Here is a 25,018-nt window from a genome sequence, read left to right on the forward strand (position 1 = left end):
TCAGACCTCCCAGGGTCGGGTCAGGATCCGGTGCGCACAGTGAAGGAGTGCGACCCGGACGGGACGGCATACACGGCGTAGGCGCCGTCGATGCGCCGGAACGTCGCGCGGTTCGAGGCGGCCACGGCACGCTGGTCCGCGGCCGGCACCCACACCTCGGCCCGGGTATTGGCGGGAACGGTGACCGCCAGGGCGAAGCGGCCGTCCTTCTTCGTCCACGCCGAGCGGGCCCAGCCGGCCGGCGTCTCGTAGGAGCCGCCCGCCTTCGTCAGGTCACCCACCGGTTTGGGCTTGAAGACGAGCCGGTCGTACGCCAGGGAACCAGGCGCGGCCTGGATGCCGGCGATGCCGGCGTGGAACCACTCCTCGATCTGGGCCAGGATCATGTGGTTCTTGGAGTCGCCGCGGTTCCAGCGCTCGCCGATGGTGGTCATGCCGCCCGGATTGGCCGGCGTCGACTCCAGGAAGTAGCCGTAGCTGGGCTGGTCGTTCTGTTGCAGGACCGCCCACAGCACGTCGTCGCGGTCGCCGTTCATCAGCGCCCGGACGGTCGGGCCCATGCCGATGGTGCCGCCGCTGAGGTGCGGCCCGGCGCCGTTGGGGTGGAAGGCGTAGATCAGCTCGACCAGGGCGTCGAGGACCCCGCCCCGGCGGTCCGCCGGAACCAGACCGGCGTCGAGGGCGAGCGCCTGCGCGGCCTGGGTCGGCCCTTCCGGCCCGGCGTAGCGGCCCAGCTCCTCATCGAAGAACGCCTGGTTGAACGCCGCCCTGATCTGTTCGGCCAGCGCCGCGTAGCGGGTGGCGTCGGCGTGGTGGCCGGTCAGCGACGCGATCTTGGCCATCGACCGGATCGTCAGGTAGTAGCCCCAGGTTCCGGTGATGCGGCCGGAGACCGGTTCGGCGCTGACCCAGTCGGCCAGGGCCGCGTCGACGAAGTACCCGTCCACCACCTTCTGCCGCTGGAGATAGTCGACGAAGCGGGCGAGCCGGTCGTAGGACGCGGCCATGGTGGCGGTGTCGCCGTAGAGCTGATGCAGGATCGACGGGACCAGCACGATCGCGTTGCCCCAGTTGATCTCGTCACCGAAGCGGCCGGTGTAACCCCAGTCGTAAACCGGGGTCTTCAGCGCGACGCTGCCCGCCATCGGGGTGTCCGCCACGGACTGTCCCTCGACGAGGTGCCGCATCGTCGTACGCATGAAGGCATTGAGTTGGAAGTCGCGGTGGATCGCGCCCATCGGCATCGTGTAGTCCGCCGGGTAGGACAGTTTCTCGCGCCCGGGGCAGTCGGTGAAGACGCTCATGATGTTCGCGGCGAACGAGTAGCGCGACATCGTGTGGACGCGGTTCACCCGGGCGTTCGACGACGTGAAGGTGCCGGCGATCGGGGTGTCGGCCTGCAGGCGTACGCCGGTGATCAGGTCCTTGGTGGGTTCGAAGCCCTCCGGAAGGCCGGTGACCTGCACCCACTGCATGCCGAAGTAGTTGAAGTTCGGGTGCCACGTCTCGCTGCGGCCACCCGCGGTGGTGTAGGTGTTGAACAGGTCGACGCCGCGGGATCCGCCGCCACCCATCAGGGATGCCTGGTTGACGGTGCCGTCCGGGTTGAGTGATTCGGCCGGGGCCACCTTCACCGTCGTGCCGGCCGGGAGGCGGTCGAGCTCGAGCCGGGGCCAGCCGACGATGTTCTGGCCAAAATCAAAGACCCACGTTCCGGGTACGGGGTTGGCGACCGAGACCGGCTTGAACTCCTCCTGCACGGTGACCGGCTCGGCGGTGCGGGCGACGAGTTCGGTGGCCAGGTTCGGTGGCGGGGCGAAGCCGGCGTCGATCCAGCCGGTCGCCGTGCCGTCGCGGCGTTTCGCTGCGGCGCTGAGATCGGCCCCTGGAACGTTCCAGTCTGGCTGTTCGCGGCGGGCGTCGTAGTCGGAGCCGGAATACCAGGCGTCGGTGACCAGCGGACCCAGCGCGGTACGCCAGGACCGGTCGGTCACAATCGTCGCGGTGCTGCCGTCGCGGTACCGGATCTCCAGGCGGCCGATGAAGCGCGGCGTGACCGCGGCACCGGCGGAGGCGTCAATCGCGGCGATGTTGTTGCCCGAGCCGGTGACCTTCGCCCCGGCCGGGTGGTTCTCGGCCAGCGGCGGGGTGAAGGTGATGCTGCCGGTGGCGATCGCCGTGATGGTCCGCGATTCGAGCCGGTCTCCCCCGCCGCCGGTGTCGACGTTGACGGTGCCGCCGACGTGGTAACCGGTGCTGTCGCTGACCGCGACGGCGGTGCTGCCGGCCGGGGCGTCCGCGGTGAGATTGCCGTTGCCCTTGAGCTGGCTCTGCCACCAGGAGTACGGGGCGGTGCGCCCGACCGCGGGGTTGGTGACGCTGCGGCGCACGTAGGCGGGACCGTTGCCGAGCTCGACGCCGACGGCGTTGGCCCCGGGCCGCAGCGCGGAGGTGAGGTCGTAGGTGCGGTATTCGCTGGAGAGCTGGTAGTTGGAGTTGCCGGGGGCGAGGACCTCGTCGGTGATCTCCCGCCCGTTGAGGGTGGCGTGGTGCAGTCCGACGCCGGAGAGGTAGAGCCGGGCGTCGGCGACCGTCCGGTGCTTCGGCACCGCGAACTGGCGGGCGAAGATCGGCAACGGCTGGTTCTCGGTCCGATCGGGGTAGTCGATCCAGCGCGCCGTACCCCAATCGGCCGGGTCGAGCAGTCCGATGCTCCACGTGGACGGAGCGGACCAGGCGGACTTCCTGCGGTGGGCGTCCCAGACCCGGACCCGCCAGGCGACGGTGTCCCGGGAGCCGAGCTCACGGCCGAACCGGACCTGCCGGCTCTGGCCCGAGACCTTGCCGGTGCGCCACAACAGGCGTCCGGCGTACAGGTCGGCGACGGTGGGTGCGGCCTGCACCTCGTACGCGGTCTGCCGGTCGGCGGCGCAGACGAGCCGCCGGCAGTCGCCGGTCTGGGTCATCTGCCAGGCGAGAGTGGGCCGGGTGTGGTCGAGGCCCAGCGGGGAGTCGTAGCGGCCGTCGACGCTGAGGCGCACCACCCGCACGGCGCCGGCGGATCCGGAGTGGGCACTGGCCGGCCCGGGGACTCCGAGGGTGAGCAGTAACGCTGTCGTCAGGATCGCGGGTCTTCTCATCGGGGTGCCTCCAGCGGGGAAGTCCGTCACGGATGGCCTATTCGCCCTTTTTGTATTCGGCGTCCATGTCCTTGAGGACCGCGTCCGCGGTGGCCTGGTTGCTGAAGACCTCCTGCAGGCCGCTGAGCATGGTCTGCTGCACCTTGGCGTTGGGCCACAGCTGGTCCATGAACGGCACCGTGCGGTTCTCCCGCACGAAGGTGGTCAACTCCGTCAGGCCCGGGTCCACGGTGGTGCCCGCGTCGGGGAGCGTCGGGAGACTGCCCTGCTTCTCGTTGAACAGCTTCATGCCCGCCGGCGACATCACGAACGTGATGAACTCGAGCGCCAGCTCCTTGTTCTTGGCCTTGGCGTTGACGCCGTAACCGGCGCCGGCCGCGGCCGGCATGAGGAAGGTGGCGGGGTCGTCGGTGGCCGGCAGCGCCGTCATCGTGAACTTGCCGCTGGGGTTCTTGCCCTTGAGCAGGCTGATGATCCAGTTGCCCTGCACGATGCCGAGGGTCCTGCCGGTCGCCGCCAGGGTCTGACTGGCCTCGTAACTGGTGCCCAGCGGGTTCTCTTGGAAGCAGCCGGCCTTGCTCATGTCCTGGTACTTGGCCATCGCCTGGGTCCACGCCGATCCGGCGAAGGTGGCCTGCCCGCCGGCCAGCTTGGTGTTGAAGTCGCGGTCCTGGCCGAAGACCACGGTCGCGGCCAGCCCGTAGAGGACCAGCTGGGTAACCCAGTTGTCCTGGATGCCCAGGGCGTAGGCGGGCGTGCCCTTGGCCGCGGCGTCCCGGCAGAAGGTGAGCAGCTGGCTCCAGGTCGTCGGCGCCTTCAGCCCGGACTTCGCGAGGGCGTCGTCGTTGTAGACCGCGCCGATGCCGTTGAGTCCGAACAGCGCGTTGTACGTCTTCCCGTCGTACTGGGCGACGCTCTTGAACGAATCGGGCAGCTTGGCCGCCCACGGCTGGTCGGACAGGTCGAGCAGATAGCCGGGCTTGGCCAGCACGTACGTGGCGCCGGGGTTGCCGTTGCCGGGCCACACGGTCATCACGTCCGGCGCGGTTCCCGAGGAGAGCTGCGTACGGATCTGGGCCTGGTACTGGTCGGCGCCGCTGGTCGTAAAGTTGACCTTGACACCGGGGTTGGCCGCTTCGAACGCCTTGACGACGTCCTCGATGGAGCCCTGGTCGACCGAGGCGAGGGTGAGGGTCTTGTTGTCGCCGCCGGAATCCGAGTTGGCGTTGGTGCCGCTGCTGCACGCCGCGGTGAGCAGGACGGCGGCGAGCCCGACCGGGATACTTTTCTTCATGATTGTCATCCTTTGAGTCCTCCGGCGAAGCCGTTGATGATGCTGCGCTGCAGTGCGAGATAGACCGCCAGAACCGGCACGATGCTGATCAGCAGGGCGGCGAAGATGAGGTTCCAGTCCGAGACGAACTGGCCGACGAAGCCGGCCACGGCGACCGGCACGGTCTGCTGGTCGCTGCCGCTCAGATAGAGCAGCGGCGTGAAGAAGTCGTTCCAGACCGCGACGGCGTTGAGCACCAGAGCCGTGACGGTGACCGGCTTGAGCATGGGCAGGACGATGTGGCGGAACGTCGCCAGCGGGCTCGCTCCGTCGATCGACGCGGCTTCCTCGAAGTCGCGAGGCAGGGCCCGCAGGAAACCGACGTACAGGAAGGTCGTGAACGGCACCTGCAGGCCGGCGTAGAACAGCACCAGCGACCAGACCGAACCGAGCAGTCCGAGGTCGCGGACCGTCTGGTAGAGCGGCAGCGACGCGAGCTGGAACGGCAGGATCAGGCCGAGCATGATCAGCAGGAATGTGCCGCGCGACCAGTGGGCCGTGCTTCTCGCCAGGGGATACGCGGCGAGCGCGGAGACGGCCAGCACGATGAGGACGCTGACGGTGGTCACCAGCACGCTGTTGATCAGCGCGCCGCCCAGGCCGGCCTCACGCCACGCCCCGGTGAAGTTACCGAACGTGGGCGACGTGGTCGGCACGATCGGCGAGGACGTGTCCGACGGCGGCCGGATCGCCAGGTTGACCAGCACGTAGACCGGGAAGGCGAAGACGATGCCGACCGCGATCATCACCATCTCGAGGACGAAGGTGCGCTTCGTGTAACGGTTCATGAGGCCGCCCTCTCGTTGCGGGACAGGACGGCGAACTGGCCGGCGGAGACGATCGCGACGATGACCGTGAGCACGACGGCGAGGGCGATGCTGTAGCCGAACTCGCCGAGGGTGAAGGCGTCCTTGTAGATCAGCGTGGAGATGGTGTCGGTCGCGTGCCCGGGGCCGCCGCCGGTGAGCGCGTACACCTGGTCGAACAGCTTGATCCCGCCGATGATCGACAGCATCAGGTTGATCGTGATCGCCGGTGCCAGCAGCGGGCGGACGATCGACCAGAAGCGGCGCACCGGTCCGGTGCCGTCGATCGCGGCGGCCTCGTAGATCTCACGCGGGATCGATTGGAGCCCGGCCAGGAAGATGACCATCGAGTAGCCGGCGAACTGCCACACCACGACCAGCACGACCATCCACAACGCCAGATCGGGGTCGCCGAGCCAGTCCCGGCCCCAGGGCCCGAGCACCGCGTTGACCGCACCGTCCGGGCCGAGCAGGTTGCGCCAGAGGTAGGCGGTGACGATCGGGGTGACCACGGCCGGGGCGAACAGGAGCACCCGGAGGAAGTTGCGAGTCTTGATCGTGCTGTTGACGCCGAGGGCGAGCAGCAGGCCGATGCCGTTCTGGATGACGGTGATGGCGACCGCGATCAGCAGCGTGTGCCAGACCGCCTGCAGCGCATCGCCGTCGTTGAGCATGTCGGTGAAGTTGCGCAGGCCGACGAAGGCGAGCTCGGGGTCGAGGCCGTCCCAGTCGGTGAAGGCGTAGTAGACGCCGCGCGCACTGGGCACCAGCACCACGAAGGCGAACAACAGCAGTGCCGGCAGGGTGAACCACCAGGGCGGGGTGACCCGGCTGCGCCGGCGGACCTTGGGAACAGATGTCACGAGAACCCACTGACTGAATCGTTTCATGGGAATTTGACCACGTGATGTGGGTAACGTTTTCCGCAATGTTTCGCCGACACTACGAGTAGATGCCAGACGCGTCAAGACCAGTTGTGGGCATCGTTTCCCACGACCTCAGCAGCTTCTGGCGTCGTCTCGACGTGATCTATGGTGGGTAACGTTTCTCGTGCCTTAGGAGCCCGCATGCGCCCGTCCCGACGCATCACGATCGTCGACGTCGCCCGGCACGCCGGGGTGTCCACCACCGCCGTCTCCAAGGTCATGCGCAACGCGTACGGCGCCAGCCCCGAGATGCAGGTCAAGGTGCGCGCCGCCATCGAGGAGCTCGGCTACCGGCCGTCCGCCGCGGCCCGCGGCCTGCGCGGGCAGACCTACACGATCGGCGTGATGCTGCCCGAGATGCGCAACCCGTTCTTCGCCGACATCCTCGACGGCGTCACCGAACAACTCGGCGGCACCGACTACCAGGTGCTGATGGCCGCCTGCTGCAACGACGAGCCCGGCGAGGCCCGCATCACCGAGGCGATGATCGACCGGAGCATGGACGGCGTCATCCTCATCGCCCCGATCTCCGAACGCCGCCACCTGCAGAAAGTCGCGCGCACGGTCCCCACGGTGGTGGTCGGCCGGCACGGTCACTCCCCCGACTACGACACCGTCACCGACGACGACTTCGCCGGCGCCGGCATCGTCGTCGACCACCTCGTCGGGCTCGGTCACCGGCGGATCGCCCACATCGAGCACGCCGAGCGCAATCCCGTACGCCTCAAGGAGATGCCCAACGCCCTGCGCGCCGACGGCTACCGGCACGCCATGCAGGCACACGGTCTCGGCGACTTCATCGACATCGCCTCCACCACCTACACCCAGCGGGGCGGCTACCTCGGCGCCCAGCAACTCCTGGCCCGCCCGACCCGCCCGACCGCGATCTTCGCCGGCGCCGACATCGTCGCGATGGGCGTGCTCGACGCCCTCACCGAAGCCGGCCTGTCCGCACCCGCGGACATCTCCCTGGCCGGGTACGACGACACCATGTTCGCCGCCTTCGGCCCGATCTCCCTGACCACCATCGACCAGGCCGGCCACCAGATGGGCGTGAACGCCGCCCGCCTGCTGCTCGACCGGATCGCCGACCGCGACCGGCCGACCGCTCAGGTGAAGCTCTCCCCCACCCTCGTCACCCGGCGCACCACCGCCGAGCTGGTGCCGCGACCGCAGCGGCCGGCGGCGGCAGGTTGAGAACGTCTACAGCCTCGGCTCGTCGGAGGAGATCGTCGGCCGGGCCATCCGCAAATACTCCGAGCGCGAGGGCGTCGGATCCCTGCCGTGGAGTCCGCCGGCCAAGGGCCGCGAGCTGGGTGGGTGCGTGCGCGACACCCACGGTTTCGCCCGCCGCGTTCCCCGCGAGGCAATGACACGATCCGATACCAACCCAGCACAGTGACCGTCGTGAGTGGATATTGTCGCGCCAGTGGCGACCGGCGTTACCGCGTTCGTCCGCACTTCATGACCACCGGGTTTTGTCCGTACCCACAGGACGGGATGAACACGATGCGTGCATCAGAAATGCAGGCGGGGCGACGCCGGGCGGTCATCGCCGCCGGCGTCGTCGCGGCGCTGTCGATCGGCATGGTCGGCTGCGCGAAGAGTGACCGCGACAGCGGCAACGAGGGCAAAGCCGCCGGCGGCACCTTCATCTTCGCGGGGGCCGGCGATCCGAAGAACTTCGACCCGATCTTCAACGACGACGGCGAGTCGTTCCGGCCCATCCGGCAGCTGTACGACACCCTCGTCACCCACAAGCCGGGCACCGCCGAGCTGACCGGTGGCTTGGCGGAGAGCTGGTCCAACGACCCGACCGGCAAGGTCTGGACGTTCAAGCTGCGCCAGGGTGTGAAGTTCCACGACGGCACCGCGCTGGACGCCACGGCGGTCTGTGCGAACTTCGACCGCTGGTACAACATGAAGGGCGAGGCCGCCCAGTCCCAGATGATCTACTACACCGATGTCTTCGGTGGGTTCGCCGGCAGCCCGGACGCCGTCTACGACAACTGCATGGCGCAGGACGCCGGCACCGCGGTCGTGACGATGAAGAAGTACAAGGGCGCCTTCCCGGGTGCGTTCGCGCTGACCGCGTTCTCCATCGCCAGCCCGGCCGCGATGAAGCAGTACGGCTCGGACACGGTGACGCAGAACGGTGACTCGTTCTCGTACAGCGCGTTCGCCAACGAGCACCCGACCGGCACCGGCGCGTTCACGTTCGGCGGCTGGAACAAGGCGACCGGCGAGATCACCCTGAACAAGAACCCGGACTACTGGGGCGACAAGGCCAAGGTCGACAAGATGATCATCAAGGTCATCAAGGACGAGAACACCCGGAAGCAGGAGCTGCGCGCCGGCACGGTACAGGCGATCGACTTCCCGGCTCCGGCCGACCGCAAGGCGCTGGCGAACGAGGGTTACAAGGTGCTCGACCGGCCCGCCTTCAACATTCTCTACCTGGGCATCAACCAGAAGAACAACCCGAAACTCAAGGATCTGCGGGTCCGGCAGGCGATCGCGTACGCACTCAACCGCGCCCAGCTGGTGCAGACCAAGGGGCCGGGCGGCTCGGCGGTGGCCGACCAGTTCCTGCCGAACACGGTCCTCGGCTACGCCCCGGACGTGCAGAAGTACGAGTACAGCGTGGACAAGGCGAAGCAGCTGCTGTCCGAGGCCGGCGCGACCGGTCTGACGCTCAACTTCTACTACCCGACCGAGGTGTCCCGGCCGTACATGCCGAACCCGCAGGAGATCTTCACGGTGCTGGCGAACGACCTGCAGGCGGCCGGCATCAAGGTCAACGGCGTCCCGCGGCCGTGGAACGGCGGCTTCAAGGACGACGTGCAGCAGTTCGGCAAGCAGGACCTGCACATTCTCGGCTGGACCGGCGACTACAACGACCCGGGCAACTTCGTCGGTACCTTCTTCGGCCGGCCCAAGGTCGAGTTCGGCGATCAGTCGATGGCCGATATGTTCACCGCCATCGGCAAGGCCGACGCGACCGTCGACCAGGCCGCCAAGAAGGCCGCGTTCGAGCAGGTCAACCGCGACCTCGCCACCAAGTGGCTGCCGGCCGTGCCGATCTGGCACGCCCCGCCGGCCGTGGTGACCACGAAGAACGTCGAGGGCCTGGTGCCCAGTCCGCTCACCGCCGAGCAGTTCAACACCGTCTCGCTCACCAAATAGGTCTTGCCGGCCCGGACCTTCGCGAAAGGTCCGGGCCGTCCAGCTGATCGAAGGACCGCTACATGGTGAGAGTGATCTTGCGTCGGCTGATCCAGCTGATCGCCACCGTGATCGCCCTGATGACCCTGGTCTTCTTCTGGTTGCGCAGCCTGCCCGGCGGACCGGTCGACGCACTGCTGGGCGAACGCGCGACCCCGCAGACCCGGGAGTTACTGACCCGGGCCCTCGGCTACGACCAGCCGATCTGGGTCCAGTACGGCCGCTTCCTCAAGAACGTGGTGACCGGCAACTTCGGCAACTCCATCCGGACCGGCGAGCCGGTGACCGAGGTGATCAGCCGGGCCTTCCCGGCCACCATCGAGCTGGCCGTCGCGGCCATCATCATCGCGATCGGGCTGGGCATCCCGCTGGGATATCTCGCGGCCCGGCACCGCGGGCGCCTGCTCGACAACGCGACCATCATCGTCACCCTGGTCGGTATCTCGATCCCGATCTTCTTTCTGGGTTACCTGCTCAAGGACTGGCTGACCCAGGACATCCACCTGTTCCCGCCGTCCGGCCGGATCACCACCGGCCTGGGCAACACCGACGTGACCGGCTTCTTCGTCCTGGACGGGCTGCTGACGCGGGAGCTCGACGCCTCCGCCGACGCCCTCTGGCATCTGGTCCTGCCCGCGTTCACCCTGGCGACGATCCCCCTCGCGATCATCATCCGGATCACCCGGGCGAGCGTGCTGGACGTCCTGGACGAGGACTACATCCGCACCGCGGACGCCAAGGGCCTGCGCAACGCCACCGTCCGCAAGCGGCACGTCCTGCGCAATGCTCTGCTGCCGGTGGTCACCACCATCGGCCTGCAGACCGGTGCGCTGCTGGCCGGCGCGGTGCTGACCGAGAAGGTCTACAACTGGGGCGGCCTGGGCACGCTGATCACCGACTCGATCAGCGGCGGTCGCGACTACCCCGTACTCCAGGCCCTGATCCTGCTCGCCGCCGTCGTCTTCATCGTGGTCAACCTGGCGGTCGACCTCTCGTACGCGTTCATCGACCCGAGGGTGCGTGTGAAGTGAGCGGATCCGGTGGCATCGCGACGCTCGCCGATCACAAGCGCCGGCGGGTCGAAGAGCTGATCGCGCGCACCTCCGAGGCCGGCGGGGTCAGCCTGATCCGCGACGCCGGGCGCCGGCTGCTGCGCAACCCGACCGCGGTCGTCGGCGCGGCCATCATCCTGCTGTTCCTGGTCATCGCGATCTTCGCGCCGCTGGTGGCGCCGCACGACCCGGTGCAGCGGTTCCCCGAACTGACCCGGGACCTGACCGTCGACCACATCCCGGGCGCCACCGCCGGGCATCCCCTGGGCAGCGACCCGCTGGGCCGGGACTTCGCCTCCCGGATGATCTACGGCGCCCGCCAGACGCTGTTCGTCGGCGTCCTCGCCACCCTCATCGGCCTGCTGCTGGGCGTGCTGCTCGGCGTGATCGCCGGCGCCGTCGGGGGCCGGGTCGACATGGTGGTCATGCGGCTCACCGACGTCATGCTGGCCCTGCCCAGCCTCCTGCTGGCGATCACCCTGGTCGCCCTGGCCAGCCGGTCCACCCAGTGGACGGTGATCATCGCGGTCGCGGTGGTGAACGTGCCGATCTTCGCCCGCCTGCTCCGGGGGTCGATGCTGGCGCAACGGGAGAGTGATCACGTGCTCGCGGCCCGCGCGCTGGGCGTGAAGCGGCACGACATCGTGCTGCGGCACATGCTGCCGAACTCGCTCACCGCGGTCATCGTGCAGGCCACCCTGACCTTCGCGGTAGCCATCCTGGACGCGGCCGCGCTGTCGTTCCTGGGCCTCGGCGACCCGGACATCAACCGGGCCGAGTGGGGCCTGATGCTGGGGGTGGACGGCGTGCGGTATTTCGAGGTCCGCCCGGAGCTGGCCTACTTCCCGGCCCTGGCGATCATTCTCGTGGCCCTCGGCTTCACCCTGCTGGGTGAGAGCATCCGTGAGGCGCTCGACCCGAAGAACCGGCGGTGATTTGTCGTGGCTCTGCTCGACGTACGTGATCTGTCGGTCGTCTTCCAGCGCAGGGGCACCCGGCCCGTCACGGCGGTGGACGGGGTCAGCTTCACGGTCGAACCCGGCCAGACGGTCGGGCTGGTCGGCGAGTCCGGCTGCGGCAAGTCGGTGACCAGCCTGGCGATCATGGGCCTGCTCCCCCGCCGCGGCAACACGGTCGCCGGCGAAGTCTTGTTCGAGAACACCGACCTGCTGAAACTGCGCCCGGCGGAGCTGCGGGACCGGCGGGGCCGGGATATCGGCATGATCTTCCAGGACCCGTTGTCCTCGCTGAACCCGGTGATCCCTCTCGGACTGCAGGTGGCCGAGGTGCTGGAACGCCACCAGGGCCGGACCCGGCGGGAGGCACTGCGGGAGGCCCGCGGCCTGCTCGACGCGGTCGGCATTCCCGACCCGGAGCGACGGCTCAAGGAGTTTCCGCACCAGCTCTCCGGGGGCATGCGGCAGCGGGCGCTGATCGCCATCGCGCTGGCCTGCAAGCCGCGGCTGCTGATCGCCGACGAGCCGACCACGGCGCTGGACGTGACCATCCAGGCGCAGATCCTCACCCTGCTCAAGGAACTGGTCGACAACTCCGGCACGGCGCTGGTCATGATCACCCACGACCTGGGCGTGGTGGCCGGCCTCTGCGACACGGTCAACGTCCTGTACGCCGGCAAGGTGGTCGAGCGGGCCGGACGCCACCACCTGTTCGCCGAGCCGCGCCACCCGTACACCGATGGTCTGTTGCAGTCGGTTCCCCGCCTGGATGCCGACCGCGGCGGGCGGCTGCACCAGATCCGCGGTTCGGTCAGCGACAACATCCCGTGGTCGGAGGGCTGCGCCTTCGCTCCCCGCTGCGACCGGGTGATCGACGACTGCATCGGCGAGACGGTGCCCCTGCTGGGTGGCGCGTTGCGATGCACGAACCCCGTACCCAAGGAGGTGCCGGTATGACCGAGGCACTGGTCAAGATCGACAACCTCAAGGTCCACTTCCCGATCAAAAGCGGACTGCTCTTCGACCGTACGGTCGGGTACGTCTATGCCGTCGACGGTGTCTCCCTGGAGATCAGGAAGGGCGAGACGTACGGCCTGGTCGGCGAGTCCGGGTGTGGCAAGTCGACGCTGGGCCGCGGGCTGTTGCGCCTGGTCGAGCCGACCAGTGGCGAGATCACCTTCGACGGCACCGACGTCCGCTCGCTCGAGGGCGAGCGGATGCGACTGTTCCGCCGGCGCATGCAGATGGTGTTCCAGGACCCGATGTCCAGCCTGGACCCGCGGCAGTCGGTGCAGTCCATGCTCGTCGAGGGCCTCAAGGCGCACGGCCTGCACACCGACCGGGCCGGTGTGCAGAAGCGGCTGAGAGCCACCCTGGACTCGGTCGGGCTGCCGGCGTCGGCGCTGAACAGGTACCCGCACGAGTTCTCCGGCGGGCAGCGGCAGCGCATCGGCATCGCCCGGGCCCTGGTCCTCGGCCCCGAGCTGATCGTGGCCGACGAGCCGGTGTCCGCGCTGGACGTGTCCATCCAGGCCCAGGTGATCAACCTGCTCGGCGACCTGCAGGAGTCGCTCGGGCTGACCTATCTGGTCATCGCGCACGACCTGGCCGTGGTCCGGCACATCTCCGACACCATCGGCGTGATGTATCTCGGATCGCTGGTCGAGGAGGCCGACGGCGATCAGCTCTACGAGCGCCCCCTGCATCCGTACACCCGGGCTCTGCTCTCGGCCGTGCCCATCCCCGACCCGCGGGTGGAGGACCGGCGGGAGCGCATCCTGCTGGCCGGTGACCTGCCGTCGCCGGCCGATCCGCCGAGCGGATGCCGGTTCCGCACCCGGTGCCCGTGGTCGCAGCCCCGGTGCACCGACGAACGGCCCGAGCTGCGCGTGTTCGACGACTCCGGGCAGCGGGTGGCGTGTCACTTCGCCGAGCAGATCCAAAGCGGTGAGCTGACCGCGCACGAGGTCCGGGCCGAACTCGTCCGACCGGATTCCGACCGGGCACCCGAAGTGGGCGCGGAGCTGATCGTGACCCGGACCGACCTGCCGGCACCGTAGCCGGACCGGGTACCTCCCTCTTCCGTGCCAATCCGATCGGTCGTCGCGGCGATACGGACCCGTCCTGGCGTAGAAATTGCCGTGCGCACGGCTTACGGTGTGCGGACTGACAACCGAGGAGGGTGTAGTGGCGGACCTGCCATCAGAGCAGCCCGATCCCGCGAAGGCGGCGAAGGCCGCTCCCGCGGACACGAACAACGATGTTCCCGCCGCCCCCGTGCCGGCACCCCAGCTGCTGGTCATGCCGCCTACCGACGTGATCCCGTCGATGGTCTGGCCCGGGACCGACGGCGAGACGGCCTGGGCGATCCCGATCCAGATCCCATCCGGGACGCGGGGGTACGCACTGTTCGTACCCATGGTCCCGGCCCCGGCGTCGGTCCCGGCCGTCACCAGGCCCGCCGTCACCGTGCCCGCCGTCCCCAAGCCGGCTGATCAGGCCGAGAAAACCACGGTCAAGCCGGCCCCACCCACCCCGCCGGCACCGGCGCCGGCGGAGGACGCGACCCCGACACCCCCGCCGGTCCCGGCGCTGGTCTCTCAGCGCCCGCAACCTCAGGCACCGCCGTACCCGGCGCGCCCGTTCGGCACGTACGAGCGGACGCCGAGCCCGTGGCAGACGTTCCGCAAGAAGCACTGGGCCGGGCCGAAGGAGGCCAAGGGCTGGGCCGTCCCGGCCGGTGTGCTGGCCGGCGCCCTCGGTTTCCTGATCTTCCTGCCGCTGGACCGGGTGGGTATCGGCTGGTTCCTCGGCTGGCTGGTGCTGACGCTCGGAGTGGCGTTCGGCGTCCGGGAATCCACCGATCTGCCGCGCGGCGAGCGGCTGGTCCGGTCCGGCTGGGCCGCGGCGGCGCTCGCCCTGATGCTCGTCCCGGCGTTCCGCAACGCGTGGTGGCTGGTGACGTTCAGCGTGCTCGGCGCGATCGGCTGCACCGCGCTGGCGATCGTCGGCGGCCGGCAGGTCCGGTCGATCCTGTTCAGCCTGATAGCCGCGCCCTACGCGGCGTTCGCCGGCATCCCCTGGGTCCGTAAGCACCTGAAAGCGAGCCGCAGCCCGGGAATCGCCCGGCGGACGTTCTTCTCGGTCGCCCTCACCGTCATGGTGCTGCTCGTCTTCGGCGCGCTGCTGTCGTCCGCCGACGTCGCGTTCTCCCAGCTGCTGGACGATGTCATCCCCGACTTCGCGATCGGCTCGATCTTCCAGTGGATCTTCCTGGCCGTGGCCGGCGGCCTGCTCGCCGTCGCCGGGATCTACACGCTGACCGCGCCGCCGGCGACGTCCAGCCTGGACACCGAGGGCAAGGGACGGTTCGGCCTGATCGAGTGGGCGCCGGCCGGTGCCGCACTGGTGCTGCTCTTCGGCGGTTTCGTGGCGGTCCAGTTCACCGTGCTGTTCGGTGGGAGCCGGCACGTGCTGAAGACGGCCGGGCTCAGCTACTCGCAGTACGCCCGGAGCGGCTTCTGGCAGCTGGTCGCCGTCACCCTGCTGTCGCTGGCGCTGATCGCGGCCCTGGCCCGCTGGGCGAAACGGGACCAGCCGGCGGAACGGGTCCTGCTCCGCGTACTCCTCGGTCTGCTGTGTGCCCTGAGCGTCGTCATCGTGGCATCCGCGCTGTCGCGGATGTGGGAATACCAGCGGGTCTACAGCTTCACCGGTGAGCGGATCTTCGTGATGGCGTCGGAAATGCTGCTCGGCGTGATCTTCGTGCTGATCGCGGTCGCCGGCATCAAGTGGCAGGGCCGCTGGATCCCCGGAACCACCGTCGGACTGGCCGTGCTGATGCTGCTCGGCCTGGCCGCCCTGGACCCCGAGGGCTACGTGGCCAGCCGCAACGCCGCCCGCTACGCGGGCTCCGGGAAGATCGACGCCTGGTACCTGCGTGCCCTCTCGGCCGACGCGACCCCGGCCCTGACCAAACTGCCCGATCCGGTACGCCGGTGCACGCTCAGCTGGATCGCGGCGGATCTCAAGAACCCCGACCCCTGGTACGCCTGGAACCTCGGCCGGGAACGGGCTCGCGATGCCCTCGCGGAACTGGGCCCCGCCGCGATCGGCAACCAGAAGGACTGCAAGTCCGCCGACCAGTTCGACCTGCCCAAGACCCGCAGATGAGCGACGGTGCTCCGGTTCCGTGACCGGAGCACCGTCCCGCGTTCCGAAAGCTGATCGACCTGCACGTCCGCCGGCGTCTCGCCGCGCCGTTGCCTCCGGCCGGAAGGGCTCACGGACGCAGGCGTACGGGCCCCGCGTCGATCGCCACCCGGAAGAGGGAGTACGGGTACTGCCGCAGGTCCTTGCCGTGCTGGTACTTGTCCTGCCGGTGCAGCTGGTTGGCGGTGACGTAGAGGTAACCGCCGGCGACCGACATGGTGTCCGGCCAGAGCAGCCGCGGATCGTGCACGAGTGTCTCGAACGTGCCGTCCGGCAACCGGCGCAGAACGGCGTTCTGCTCGCAGCTGGTCACGTAGAGCCGCCCCTGGTCGTCGGTCTCCAGGCCGTCGGAGACGCCGCCCTTGTCGCCCTCGTCCACGACGGTCGCGGCGACCTCGGCGTCGCTCACCGAGCGGTCGGCCAGCGCCACGGCGTCCACGCTGTACCAGCGGCGGGAGGCGAGCGGGCAGTAGTAGATCCGGGAGCCGTCGGCCGCGATGGCGATGCCGTCCGAGCCCATCAGCACCGGCTCGGCCGGCCCATCCGGCGGCCGTTCCATGAACACCGCCCCCTCGACGATCGGCAGCAGGTCCGGCGGCCGGACCGCCTTGGTGGACGGGTGATCGTGCAACCGCCGCCACGCCTGCCCGGTGGCCAGGTCGACGACGATCAGCCCGTTCGGCCCCTGATCGGACGAGTCGGTGATGTACGCGACCCCGGCCTCGCCTCGCCGCAGATCGAACCGCACGTCGTTGAGGTAGGTCGTCGGCAGGGCCACGTCCGGCTCGAACAGGATGGTCTGCACGACCGCATCGCCGTTGGCCAGGTCGACGCAGACCAGTTTCGGCCCGCCGCGCCGAGTCTTCCGGAACATCGGCGCGCCGGTGTCGAGCACCCAGAGCCGGTCGGCGGGATCGACCACGATGCTCTGCACGGACACGAAGGCGGCCGGGTCATCGTCGCCGGCCGGACTGTTCAGGTGCTGATCGGGAAAGGCGACCGCCCGACCGTCGCGGATCTCGGCAACGGTGAAGGCGACGTCGTCGCCCCACTTCGGGAAGTTGACGAACACCCGTCCGGTGGCCGACACGCTCACGCCGGTCGGCATCGGCCCGTCATCGAACCGGTGCACCGTCTCGAGGGCACCGATGGTCTCGTCCTGTGGCTGGTTCATGGAGCCTCCTTCAGCTCAGCGGTGGAAGTTGCTGCGGACGGTCGAGCACGTCATGGAAGAGGTCACCCCGTTCGGCCAGGCGCGGCAGGATCGTGCGGATCGTGAAGCCGTCCGGCCGCAGCGACGGATCATCCAGCTCGTCCCATTCGATGGGGGCGGAGACCGGCGCGCCGGCGGCGGGCCGCGGACTGTACGGCGCGACCAGCGTCTTGTTGATCGCGTTCTGGGTGTAGTCGAGCCGGGCCCGCCCGCCGCGGTCGCTGCGTTGCCATTTCCAGCTGACCAGCTCGGGCAGGACCGCACCGACCGTCCGGGACAGCCGCTCCACCCAGGCCCGGGTCTCGTCGAAGCTGGGCCCGGCGTCGATCGGCACCCAGATCTGGATACCCCGCCGCCCGGTGACCTTGGCCCGCGCGGCCACGCCGAGATGCTCGAACGCGGTGCGGTGCAGCCGGGCGAGCTCGAGTACGTCCGCCCACCGGGTCGACACCCCCGGGTCGAGGTCGATGAGCGCATAGCTGGGCTCGTGCGGCGCGGAGACCCGCGAGGTCCACGGATGCCATTCGAGGCCGCCGAAGTTGGCCGCCCAGACCAGAGCGGCCGGCTCGTCCACGACCAGGTAGGTCCGCGTCTCCCCTGGATCGGCCTCCGGGTTGTCCCAGCGTGGCAGCCAGTCGGGCGCGTGGCCGGGCAGCTCCTTGTGCCAGAAGCCGGGCCGGTCGGCGCCGTCCGGGTAGCGGTGCAGGTTGAGCGCCCGCCGGGTCAGATAGGGCACCAGGATGGGCGCGACCTGCGCGGTGTAGCGGAGGAACTCGCGCTTGGTGACCGGCGCCTCGCCGTCCCGCCCTGGAAAGAGCACCTTGTCGAGGTTGGTGACCCGCAGCGACCGGCCGAAGATCTCCCAGGTGCCGCCCTTGCCGAGGGCGTCGAGCGCGGCCGGCGAGCCCGCGTCGGCCGCGGGGAAGTCGCGCTTCTTCCGGTCGGTGCTGAGCGACATAGCACCCGAGTACCCCCGCTCCGGACGAACTACCGCTCCGGGTTCAGGCTGAGAAGCAGCAGGGTGGCGTCGTCCACGGCCGGCCCCTCGTGGAACTCGGCGACGGCGTGCGCCAGCCGTCGCAGGGCCTCCGGCGCGGGCAGCCCCGCGGCGGCGTGCCGTTCGGCGTGCTCGATGAGCCGGCCCGTCCCGAACATCTCCTGCTCGGTGTTCCGCGCCTCGGTGATGCCGTCGGTGTAGAGCAGCAGCGAATCACCGGGGTGCAGGAGTTCGTGGCCGAGCGCCGGCCCGGTGGGCGGCACCCCGAGCGGCGTACGGCGTCCGGCCGGTAGTTCCTTGACGAACTTACCGTCGCGCAGCAGCAGCGGCGCCGGATGTCCGGCGTTGATGTACCGCAGCGCGCCGGTCTCCGTGTCGAGTTCGGCCAGGATCGCCGTGACGAACCGGGCTTCGGCCCCGAACTGCTCCAGCAGCGCCGCGTCGGCGGCGGCGGCCTGCGCCGGCAGGTCGCCGCCGGCCCGCCGGGCGGCCCGGATCGACACCGTCGCGACGGTGTGCGCCAGTCCGGCTCGCAGGCCGTGCCCGACCGCGTCGAAGACCGACATCCGGGCCATCGAGCCGTCGATGGCGTAGTCGTAGCCGTCGCCGCCGACGTCGTAGCGCGGTTCGAGGATCGCGCTGATCGTCAGGCGCTCGCAGGCGACCGTCATCGGCGGCAGCATCTGATCGAGCAGTTCCGCACTGGCCGACATCGGCCTGGCCCGGCGGGCCCGGGGCAGAAAGTCGCCCTTGGGAGTGGTCACCGTGACCATGTGCCCGACCAGGCCGGCCATCGTCTCGCACCGCCGGCGCAGCGCCTCGTCGCCGGTGTCGAGGCCGCCGGGAAAGACGAACTCGATGACCCCGAGCCGGTCCGTGCCGTTGACCATCGGCACCCACCACCCCGAATCCCCGGTCGGCCGGGTCCGCACCAGGCTGAACGCCGTACCGGCGAGGGTGCCCTCGATCGACAGCGGCTCACCGGCGGGCCGGTCGGCGGTCGGGATCATCCGCAGCGCGCGCTGCTCGTCATCGACCAGGTAGATCGTCGTCCGGATGCCGAGCGGCGCCAGCGCGGCGGACACCGCGGGCGCCAACTCCTGCGGCTGCCACAGGTGCGAGCGGCCCAGCACGCCGGACAGCGCCTCGAGCCAGAGGCCGTCCTGCTCCGATGTCATGAGCCCACCTTCCTAGAGATTCCCGGGCAGGCTGCCGACTTCGCCCGTTCCCGCCGCAGTTCTCCGCCCGGCGTCCGCTTACGCGACATATCGAGGGCGGGGCGGGCAACCGGGCGCGGTCCGGTCGTTTGGCGCCGGTCCGCGGGGGAACAAACCCGGACACCGAATGACCGTTGTCGATGCGAATGGCGACGAGGCCGGAACGATCACCGCCGTGCGGATGCCGGGCACCGAGGTACGCCCGGACGTCGCCGCCGGCGTGCCGAGGAGTTGATGGGCGTGGGCTATCTCCGGATCGACCGCAGCAGCGCGACAAGCCCGGGTCGCGGCGTAGCGCGACCCGGGGGCCGGCCGCGCTACGAGGTACGTTCGCGGGCCTGGTCCCGCAGCCGGGACTGATCGATTTCCCGCTCCGGGTGCCGGCGCAGATATTCGAGCTCCAGGTCGGCGGTGCGCTCGGAGTGATGCTGCAGCGCCTGGGTCGGCGCGTGCAGGAAGGTCTCGTGCCGCGTGCGGTGCAGCTGCTCCAGCTCCCGCAGCAGATCATCCTCGGACAGGTCGGCCGCCGCGATCCCGGTTTCGGCAAGCCTGTCGTCGTCCGGGCCGTCGAACTCCATGCCCACCCCCTCATGATTGGTACCCGTTTTCAGCGCATTCCCATACCCACCCGGGAAGCCCCTAATCGTCGCGGGGGCACACATGGAGCCCGCTTGATGGGGTAGTCGGGCCGCATGGCTAAAGAGTTGCGCGCGCCCGGGCTCCTGCTCGGCATCGGCCTGGGCGGATTCGTGGACGGCATCGTCCTGCATCAGCTGCTGCAGTGGCATCACATGCTGAGCAGCACCGACTCCGACCGCATCGGCGTGAAGTACTACTCCCCCGACGAGGTGACCGGGCTACGGATGAACACCGCCTGGGACGGTACGTTCCACGTCGTCACGTGGCTGTTCGTCCTGGCCGGACTGGCCCTGCTGTACTCGCGGCTGACCACCGACCGGCGCCGCGTCTGGACCAGGCGGGCGCTCTGGGGCTGGGTGCTCGCCGGCTGGGGACTGTTCAATCTGGTCGAGGGCATCATCGACCACGAGATCCTGGGCATTCACCATGTCCGGAGCGGACCGCACCAGACCGCCTGGGACGTCGGCTTCCTGGCGCTCGGCGCGGTCCTGGTAGCGGCCGGATGGCTGATCCAGCGTGAGCGCGCGGACGCGCTCGCCGTCCGGTGACCGGCCACCGGCACGGCGATGCGGATCTCGTTCTGCTCGCCGCGGCGCTGCTCGCGCTCGGCTACGAATGGCTGAGCATCCGCGTCTCCGGGCCGGCCCGCAGCTGGCCGGCGTGGCGCGGCGCGTCGTTCATGGCCGGCTGCGCCGTGCTGGCCCTGGCCGCCGGTATCGCGCCGGGCACCTTCGCCGGGCACATGACCCGGCATCTGCTGATCGGCATGGTCGCGCCGCTCGGCCTGATCCTGGGTGCGCCGATCACTCTGCTTCTCCGGTTCCTGCCGGCAGCACATGCCCGGCGAGTGGTGCGGGCGTTGCGAACCCCCGCGGTGCGACTGGTCACCCACCCGGTCACCGCTCTGTGCCTCACGGTGGGCACGCTGGCCGCGCTCTACTGCACTCCCCTGTTCGCCCGGGCCGGCGCCGACCCGGCCGTACATCAAGCCTTGGATCTGCATTTTCTGCTCTCCGGTTGGCTGTTCGCGTGGGCCGTCGCCGCGCCCGACCCGATGCCGCACCGGCCTTCGGTGAAGACGCGGCTGATCGTCCTCGGCATCGCCGTCGCCGCGCACGCCACCCTGTCGCAGCTGTTGTACGCCGGCGCCCTCGTGCGCATCCCGGCGAGCACGGCCGACCGGCAGACCGGCGCCACGATCATGTACTACGGCGGTGATCTCACCGAGCTACTGCTCGCCGGCGCCCTGGCGGCGACCTGGCGCCCCCGACGCCGGCCCGCGGCCGCGCGGTCGTCAGTCGGTCCGCACCGGCAACCGCTGCAGGCCCCGCATCAGCAGGCCGGGGCGCCAGCCCGGCTCCTCGTCGGTCGCCAGCCGTAGCCCCGGGAAGCGGACCAGCAGCCGGCCGAACGCGATCTGCGCCTCCAGCCGGGCCAGCGGCGCGCCGAGGCAGTAGTGGATGCCGTGGCCGAACGCCAGGTGCGGATTCTGCGGCCGGTCGAGTCGCAGGTCGGCCGCGTCCGGGAAGCGGTTGCCGTCGCGGTTGGCGGACAACAGGCTGATGACGACGATCTCGCCGGCCGGCACGACGGCGCCGCCGATCTCGACGTCCTCGGTGGTGATGCGGAACGTGGCGGTCTCGACCGGGCTCTCGTAGCGGAGGAACTCCTCGACGGCGGCCGGCAGCCGGGCGGGGTCGGCGCGGAGCCGCTCCCACCGCTCGCGGTCCGACAGCAGCAGGTAGGAGCCGTTTCCGATCAGGTTGACGGTGGTCTCGTGACCGGCGATGAGCAGCAGGAACACCATCGACGACAGCTCGTCCTCGGAGAGCTGGTCGGCCTGGTCGCGCACCGCGATCAGGTCCGAGAGCAGGTCGTCGCCCGGGTGCTGCCGCCGTTCGGCGATCAGCGCTCGCACGTAGGACACCAGCGCGGCCATCGCGGCCGGCAGCCGGTTCCGCAGCGCCTGGCCCCCGACCAGCGTGTTGGACCAGCTGCGGAAGCTGTCCCGATCCTCCGACGGGATGCCGAGCAGCTCGCAGATCACCTGGATGGGCAGCGGGAACGCGAGCGCGTCGATCAGGTCGACCTGCTCCCGGCCGGCCATGGCGTCGAGCAGATCGTCGGTGATCTGCTCGATGCGCGGGCGCAGCGCCTCGATCCGCCGGGCGGTGAAGGCCGCGGTGACCAGGCGGCGCAGGCGGGTGTGGTCGGGCGGGTCGGCGGCCAGCATGTGATGGCTGATGGCTTTGCGGATGTCCGCCGGGATCGGGTCGTTGACCTGCGACGGCTGGATCTCCTTGGAGAGGCGAGGGTCGGTGAGGGCCTGCCGGGCGTCGTCGTACCCGGTGACGAGCCAGCCGCCGGCACCGCCTGGGAGAACGACCGGGCGGACGGGGCCGCTCTGCCGCCAGCGTGCGTAGAACGAGTGGGGATCGGCGTGGAACGCCGGATCAGCCAGGTCATCTCGGACGTCCGGGGTCATCGCGTCATCCTCCATCGTCGGCCCAGGTGCGGTCGGCCGTGGTCGACCGTGTGCCGTCGTGTTCGATTCGGATCGTTTCAGCTCGGCGAAGTGATGCCTGTCGATATGATTCCGCGAACCTACCGCCGATCGGAATGGGTCGCCATGTCACGCAGGCGCGTATCGACCGCCGTGGCCGTGTTCCTGCTCGGGTACGGGGTGATCGCACCGTCGTACCCGGCAGCCGCGGTTGTCGCCGAACCGGGGCAGACCATCGACGTCGCCGTGAACGCGGCCGACATCGCCGCGGGCAACGTCAACGGCCTGACGTTCAAGGGCTTCGGCGTGCTGAGCGCGAACAGCACCAGTGCCCTCCTGCTGGACTACAAGGCCCAGCATCCGGACAGCTACGCGCGACTGCTGCGGATCCTGTTCGGCGGCGAGCACCCCATCATGACCCACGTCAAGATCGAGATGGGGAACGACCGGAACAACTCGACCGGCCCGGACCCCGCCACCATGCGCTGGGAGACGGAACCGGCCGACGTCGCGCGCGCCCCGGGCTTCCAGCTGGCCGCCGACGCCAAGCGGATCAACCCCGATCTCAAGGTCAGCATTCTGCGCTGGAACGCGCCGGCCTGGGCGGACAGCAACGACAAGATCTATCGGTGGTACAAGGACACGATTCTCGCGGCCTATCGCGCCTACGGCTTCATGGTGGACTACGTCAACCCCGGTGTGAACGAGGCCGCGGCCGACCTGACCTGGACGAAGCGGTACGCGAACCTGGTGCGCACCGACACCACCGGCTTCCGGCCCGGTGAGGCCGACCGCTACCACCGGATCAAGATCGTCATCTCCGACGAGGCCGGCATCGGCACGTTCGGGCCGTCGATGACCGCCGACGCCGATCTGCGTACGGCGGTGGCGGTGGCCGGTTACCACTACAACACCGACGACGACAGCGCCGGCAGCTTCAAGCAACTCGCCGAGCAGTACGACAAGGAGGTCTGGAACAGCGAGGCCCAGGCCACCTTCAGCAACTCGGCGTTCCGGCCGAACAACAACACCCCCGACCCGACCGTGCCCGGCACCGGCCTGGGCGGCTCGGGCAGCGCGCTGGAGATGGCCAACACCGTCGTCAAAGGCTTCGTGATGTCCCGCCGGACGCATTTCGTCTACCAGCCGGCGATCGGCTCGTTCTACGAGGGCGGCCAGTACGCGTTCAAGGAACTCGTCTCGGCCCGCGACCCGTGGTCCGGATGGATGCACTACGACGCCGGCCTGGCCGTGCTGCAGCACTTCACCAGTTTCGCGGCCGCCGGCTGGGAGAACGACACCGGCACGGCCGGGATCTGGCGGGCCGTCCCGCAGGCCAGCGCGTCCACCGCCACCGGCACCAATCCGGTCGTGGGCCGCAACGGCCTGCCCGACTACCTGACCATGGCGGCGCCGGACGCGACGGACTTCTCGACGGTCATCGTCAACGACTCCGAGCAGGCCAAGACGTACCGGATCAGACCGAGCGGATTCCGGTTGGGCGAGTCGCCCCGGCTCGCGGCCTGGGAGACCCGGGCCGCGGACCCGGGCCAGGCCTTCGACGCGAACTACAAGAGGCACGTCGCCGACCTGGCGGCCGGGCCGGATGGCGCGTACACCGTCGAGGTCAAGCCGTACGCCGTCGTCACCGTCACCTCCCTGGACGTGACCGGCGACCCGCAGTGGACGGCACCGTTGCCGGTGGAGGGTGAGCGCCCGGTTCTGGACGCCGATCCGGCGCACGGCGTGCTCTGGGCCGACGGGTTCGACTACCGCGGCAAGACCGTGCCGGTCATCGGCGCGGACGGCTCGGTCACGAACAGGCGGAAGGACTTCACCGCCTCGCGCGGCGGCGACACCGGCGCCGATCCGCTGTACACCTGGGATCGCAACGGCGCGTTCGAGGCCGTCAGGGTCAACGACCGGGAGTACGTGCTGCGCCAGCAGGTGGACCGGGAAGCCACCGGCGTCGGCCGCGCGTGGAACGACGGCGAGCCGATCACCGGCGTCGGCGACCTGCGGTGGACCGACTACCAGGCGCGCGTCGACGTGCGCTTCGAGCGCGGGCCGGCGGCCGACAACTACGCCGCGATCGGCGCACGCTCGACCGGCGGCGGCAGTTCGCACAGCCTCAACGGCACCCCGTACGCGCTGCGCCTGGGATCGGACGGCACCTGGCAGTTCCGCCGCACCGGCACGACGGTTGCCGGCGGCACCCTCGACGGGTTCGACCCGGCCGGATGGCACCGGCTGGCGATCCGGGTCACCGGCAACCAGGTGACCGGGTTCGTCGACGGCCGGCCGGTGTTCACCTGGAGCGATCCCGCACCATTCCTGTCCGGCCGGGTCGACCTGGCGAGCGGCTTCCACTACACCCGGTTCGACAACCTGCGGATCGAACGGGTGCCGGGCTTCCATCCCTACTACGCGGAACTGCTCGACAACCTGCAGATGAACGATCTGATCTACGGCGGCGGCTGGCGGCACACCAACGGCCGCGGCATGTACGAATACCACCGCTCGGCGTCGACGAGTCAGGGCGCCGGCGCCACGCTCACGTCCACGTTCACCGGCTCCGGCCTCGACATCCTCGGCCCCAACGACGGCAGCGCACGCCTCGACGTACGGGTGGACGGCAGCCTTGTCGCGACGGACCAGCCGACCAGGGCGTCCACCAACTTCCAGCAGACCTTCGACCTGCGCGACCTGCCGCCGGGCCGGCACACGGTGACGCTCGAGGTGCGCAGCGGGACACTGGCGGTGGACGCGGTGGGGATACGCACGAACAGCTGGCGGTGA

19 protein-coding genes are annotated in these 25,018 nt (G+C 69.7%); 10 read left to right on the forward strand and 9 right to left on the reverse strand.

Going from position 1 to position 25,018, the window contains the following annotated elements:
• Positions 1 to 20 precede the first annotated feature (20 nt).
• Genes Ato02nite_RS44360 through Ato02nite_RS44375 form a run of 4 tightly spaced genes read right to left on the reverse strand, consistent with a single transcriptional unit; the run spans position 21 to position 6,142 of the window.
• Positions 21 to 3,140 carry an alpha-L-rhamnosidase gene (locus Ato02nite_RS44360; protein WP_213012743.1) on the reverse strand — a complete coding sequence of 1,040 codons (3,120 nt, stop codon included), beginning with the start codon at positions 3,138 to 3,140 and terminating at the stop codon, positions 21 to 23.
• A 37-nt stretch (positions 3,141 to 3,177) separates the two neighbouring features.
• Positions 3,178 to 4,434, reverse strand: a complete 1,257-nt coding sequence (locus tag Ato02nite_RS44365) for an ABC transporter substrate-binding protein (RefSeq protein WP_213012744.1) — start codon at positions 4,432 to 4,434, stop codon at positions 3,178 to 3,180.
• Positions 4,435 to 4,439: 5 nt separating this feature from the next.
• Entirely contained in the window at positions 4,440 to 5,261 is an 822-nt protein-coding gene (locus tag Ato02nite_RS44370; protein WP_213012745.1) for a carbohydrate ABC transporter permease, read from the reverse strand.
• On the reverse strand, positions 5,258 to 6,142 hold the full coding sequence (locus Ato02nite_RS44375) for a carbohydrate ABC transporter permease (protein WP_246608104.1): 885 nt from the start codon (positions 6,140 to 6,142) through the stop codon (positions 5,258 to 5,260). Before Ato02nite_RS44375 ends, Ato02nite_RS44370 begins: the two co-directional genes overlap by 4 nt.
• A 204-nt stretch (positions 6,143 to 6,346) precedes the next feature.
• Here Ato02nite_RS44375 and Ato02nite_RS44380 point away from each other — a divergent pair, with 204 nt between their 5' ends.
• The 7 genes from Ato02nite_RS44380 to Ato02nite_RS44410 all read left to right on the forward strand — a co-directional run bounded on the left by Ato02nite_RS44380 (position 6,347) and on the right by Ato02nite_RS44410 (position 15,611).
• Positions 6,347 to 7,402, forward strand: a complete 1,056-nt coding sequence (locus tag Ato02nite_RS44380) for a LacI family DNA-binding transcriptional regulator (protein WP_213012747.1) — start codon at positions 6,347 to 6,349, stop codon at positions 7,400 to 7,402.
• Positions 7,403 to 7,714: 312 nt separating this feature from the next.
• Positions 7,715 to 9,391 carry an ABC transporter substrate-binding protein gene (locus Ato02nite_RS44385; protein ID WP_246608105.1) on the forward strand — a complete coding sequence of 559 codons (1,677 nt, stop codon included), beginning with the start codon at positions 7,715 to 7,717 and terminating at the stop codon, positions 9,389 to 9,391.
• A 62-nt stretch (positions 9,392 to 9,453) separates the two neighbouring features.
• The gene (locus Ato02nite_RS44390) at positions 9,454 to 10,461 is read left to right on the forward strand and encodes an ABC transporter permease (protein WP_213012748.1); all 1,008 of its coding nucleotides are present in this window, start codon (positions 9,454 to 9,456) and stop codon (positions 10,459 to 10,461) included.
• A complete protein-coding gene (locus Ato02nite_RS44395) occupies positions 10,458 to 11,417 on the forward strand; it encodes an ABC transporter permease (protein ID WP_438873116.1) in 960 nt (319 codons plus the stop codon). The genes Ato02nite_RS44390 and Ato02nite_RS44395 overlap by 4 nt, the downstream gene beginning before the upstream one ends.
• 6 nt (positions 11,418 to 11,423) lie before the next feature.
• Complete coding sequence (locus Ato02nite_RS44400; RefSeq protein WP_213012749.1) at positions 11,424 to 12,395, forward strand: ABC transporter ATP-binding protein; 972 nt, start codon at positions 11,424 to 11,426, stop codon at positions 12,393 to 12,395.
• On the forward strand, positions 12,392 to 13,498 hold the full coding sequence (locus Ato02nite_RS44405; RefSeq protein WP_213012750.1) for an ABC transporter ATP-binding protein: 1,107 nt from the start codon (positions 12,392 to 12,394) through the stop codon (positions 13,496 to 13,498). Before Ato02nite_RS44400 ends, Ato02nite_RS44405 begins: the two co-directional genes overlap by 4 nt.
• 127 nt (positions 13,499 to 13,625) lie before the next feature.
• Positions 13,626 to 15,611, forward strand: a complete 1,986-nt coding sequence (locus Ato02nite_RS44410) for a DUF4153 domain-containing protein (RefSeq protein WP_246608106.1) — start codon at positions 13,626 to 13,628, stop codon at positions 15,609 to 15,611.
• Between the two features lie 109 nt (positions 15,612 to 15,720).
• Here Ato02nite_RS44410 and Ato02nite_RS44415 read toward each other — a convergent pair whose 3' ends face one another.
• The 4 genes from Ato02nite_RS44415 to Ato02nite_RS44430 form a co-directional block, all read right to left on the reverse strand.
• Positions 15,721 to 16,824: an L-dopachrome tautomerase-related protein gene (locus Ato02nite_RS44415; RefSeq protein ID WP_213012751.1), complete on the reverse strand. Its 1,104-nt coding sequence runs from the start codon at positions 16,822 to 16,824 to the stop codon at positions 15,721 to 15,723.
• Between the two features lie 10 nt (positions 16,825 to 16,834).
• The gene (locus Ato02nite_RS44420) at positions 16,835 to 17,821 is read right to left on the reverse strand and encodes a DNA polymerase domain-containing protein (RefSeq protein ID WP_213012752.1); all 987 of its coding nucleotides are present in this window, start codon (positions 17,819 to 17,821) and stop codon (positions 16,835 to 16,837) included.
• Positions 17,822 to 17,850: 29 nt separating this feature from the next.
• Positions 17,851 to 19,038, reverse strand: a complete 1,188-nt coding sequence (locus tag Ato02nite_RS44425; RefSeq protein ID WP_213012753.1) for a PP2C family protein-serine/threonine phosphatase — start codon at positions 19,036 to 19,038, stop codon at positions 17,851 to 17,853.
• Positions 19,039 to 19,394: 356 nt separating this feature from the next.
• Positions 19,395 to 19,655 carry a DUF6158 family protein gene (locus Ato02nite_RS44430; RefSeq protein ID WP_213012754.1) on the reverse strand — a complete coding sequence of 87 codons (261 nt, stop codon included), beginning with the start codon at positions 19,653 to 19,655 and terminating at the stop codon, positions 19,395 to 19,397.
• A 114-nt stretch (positions 19,656 to 19,769) separates the two neighbouring features.
• Here Ato02nite_RS44430 and Ato02nite_RS44435 point away from each other — a divergent pair, with 114 nt between their 5' ends.
• Together Ato02nite_RS44435 and Ato02nite_RS44440 are read left to right on the forward strand one after the other, a co-directional pair.
• Positions 19,770 to 20,264 (forward strand): DUF2243 domain-containing protein, encoded by a 495-nt coding sequence (locus tag Ato02nite_RS44435; protein ID WP_213012755.1) that lies wholly within the window; start codon positions 19,770 to 19,772, stop codon positions 20,262 to 20,264.
• Positions 20,261 to 21,097: a cytochrome c oxidase assembly protein gene (locus Ato02nite_RS44440; protein WP_213012756.1), complete on the forward strand. Its 837-nt coding sequence runs from the start codon at positions 20,261 to 20,263 to the stop codon at positions 21,095 to 21,097. The genes Ato02nite_RS44435 and Ato02nite_RS44440 overlap by 4 nt, the downstream gene beginning before the upstream one ends.
• Here Ato02nite_RS44440 and Ato02nite_RS44445 read toward each other — a convergent pair.
• Positions 21,011 to 22,201: a cytochrome P450 family protein gene (locus Ato02nite_RS44445; RefSeq protein WP_246608107.1), complete on the reverse strand. Its 1,191-nt coding sequence runs from the start codon at positions 22,199 to 22,201 to the stop codon at positions 21,011 to 21,013. The genes Ato02nite_RS44440 and Ato02nite_RS44445 overlap by 87 nt on opposite strands.
• A 144-nt stretch (positions 22,202 to 22,345) precedes the next feature.
• Here Ato02nite_RS44445 and Ato02nite_RS44450 point away from each other — a divergent pair, with 144 nt between their 5' ends.
• Positions 22,346 to 25,018: a sugar-binding protein gene (locus Ato02nite_RS44450; protein ID WP_246608108.1), complete on the forward strand. Its 2,673-nt coding sequence runs from the start codon at positions 22,346 to 22,348 to the stop codon at positions 25,016 to 25,018.

The sequence above is a fragment of the Paractinoplanes toevensis genome, assembly GCF_018332695.1.
Classification (GTDB): Bacteria; Actinomycetota; Actinomycetes; order Mycobacteriales; family Micromonosporaceae; genus Actinoplanes; species Actinoplanes toevensis.

What these genes read in the sequence shown, in the direction of transcription:
- Ato02nite_RS44360 (WP_213012743.1), bottom strand. Translation starts at nt 3,140, where the DNA reads ATGAGAAGACCCGCGATCCTGACGACAGCGTTACTGCTCACCCTCGGA.
- Ato02nite_RS44365 (WP_213012744.1), bottom strand. Translation starts at nt 4,434, where the DNA reads ATGAAGAAAAGTATCCCGGTCGGGCTCGCCGCCGTCCTGCTCACCGCG.
- Ato02nite_RS44370 (WP_213012745.1), bottom strand. Translation starts at nt 5,261, where the DNA reads ATGAACCGTTACACGAAGCGCACCTTCGTCCTCGAGATGGTGATGATC.
- Ato02nite_RS44380 (WP_213012747.1), top strand. Translation starts at nt 6,347, where the DNA reads ATGCGCCCGTCCCGACGCATCACGATCGTCGACGTCGCCCGGCACGCC.
- Ato02nite_RS44385 (WP_246608105.1), top strand. Translation starts at nt 7,715, where the DNA reads ATGCGTGCATCAGAAATGCAGGCGGGGCGACGCCGGGCGGTCATCGCC.
- Ato02nite_RS44390 (WP_213012748.1), top strand. Translation starts at nt 9,454, where the DNA reads ATGGTGAGAGTGATCTTGCGTCGGCTGATCCAGCTGATCGCCACCGTG.
- Ato02nite_RS44405 (WP_213012750.1), top strand. Translation starts at nt 12,392, where the DNA reads ATGACCGAGGCACTGGTCAAGATCGACAACCTCAAGGTCCACTTCCCG.
- Ato02nite_RS44415 (WP_213012751.1), bottom strand. Translation starts at nt 16,824, where the DNA reads ATGAACCAGCCACAGGACGAGACCATCGGTGCCCTCGAGACGGTGCAC.
- Ato02nite_RS44420 (WP_213012752.1), bottom strand. Translation starts at nt 17,821, where the DNA reads ATGTCGCTCAGCACCGACCGGAAGAAGCGCGACTTCCCCGCGGCCGAC.
- Ato02nite_RS44425 (WP_213012753.1), bottom strand. Translation starts at nt 19,038, where the DNA reads ATGACATCGGAGCAGGACGGCCTCTGGCTCGAGGCGCTGTCCGGCGTG.
- Ato02nite_RS44430 (WP_213012754.1), bottom strand. Translation starts at nt 19,655, where the DNA reads ATGGAGTTCGACGGCCCGGACGACGACAGGCTTGCCGAAACCGGGATC.
- Ato02nite_RS44435 (WP_213012755.1), top strand. Translation starts at nt 19,770, where the DNA reads ATGGCTAAAGAGTTGCGCGCGCCCGGGCTCCTGCTCGGCATCGGCCTG.
- Ato02nite_RS44445 (WP_246608107.1), bottom strand. Translation starts at nt 22,201, where the DNA reads ATGACCCCGGACGTCCGAGATGACCTGGCTGATCCGGCGTTCCACGCC.
- Ato02nite_RS44450 (WP_246608108.1), top strand. Translation starts at nt 22,346, where the DNA reads ATGTCACGCAGGCGCGTATCGACCGCCGTGGCCGTGTTCCTGCTCGGG.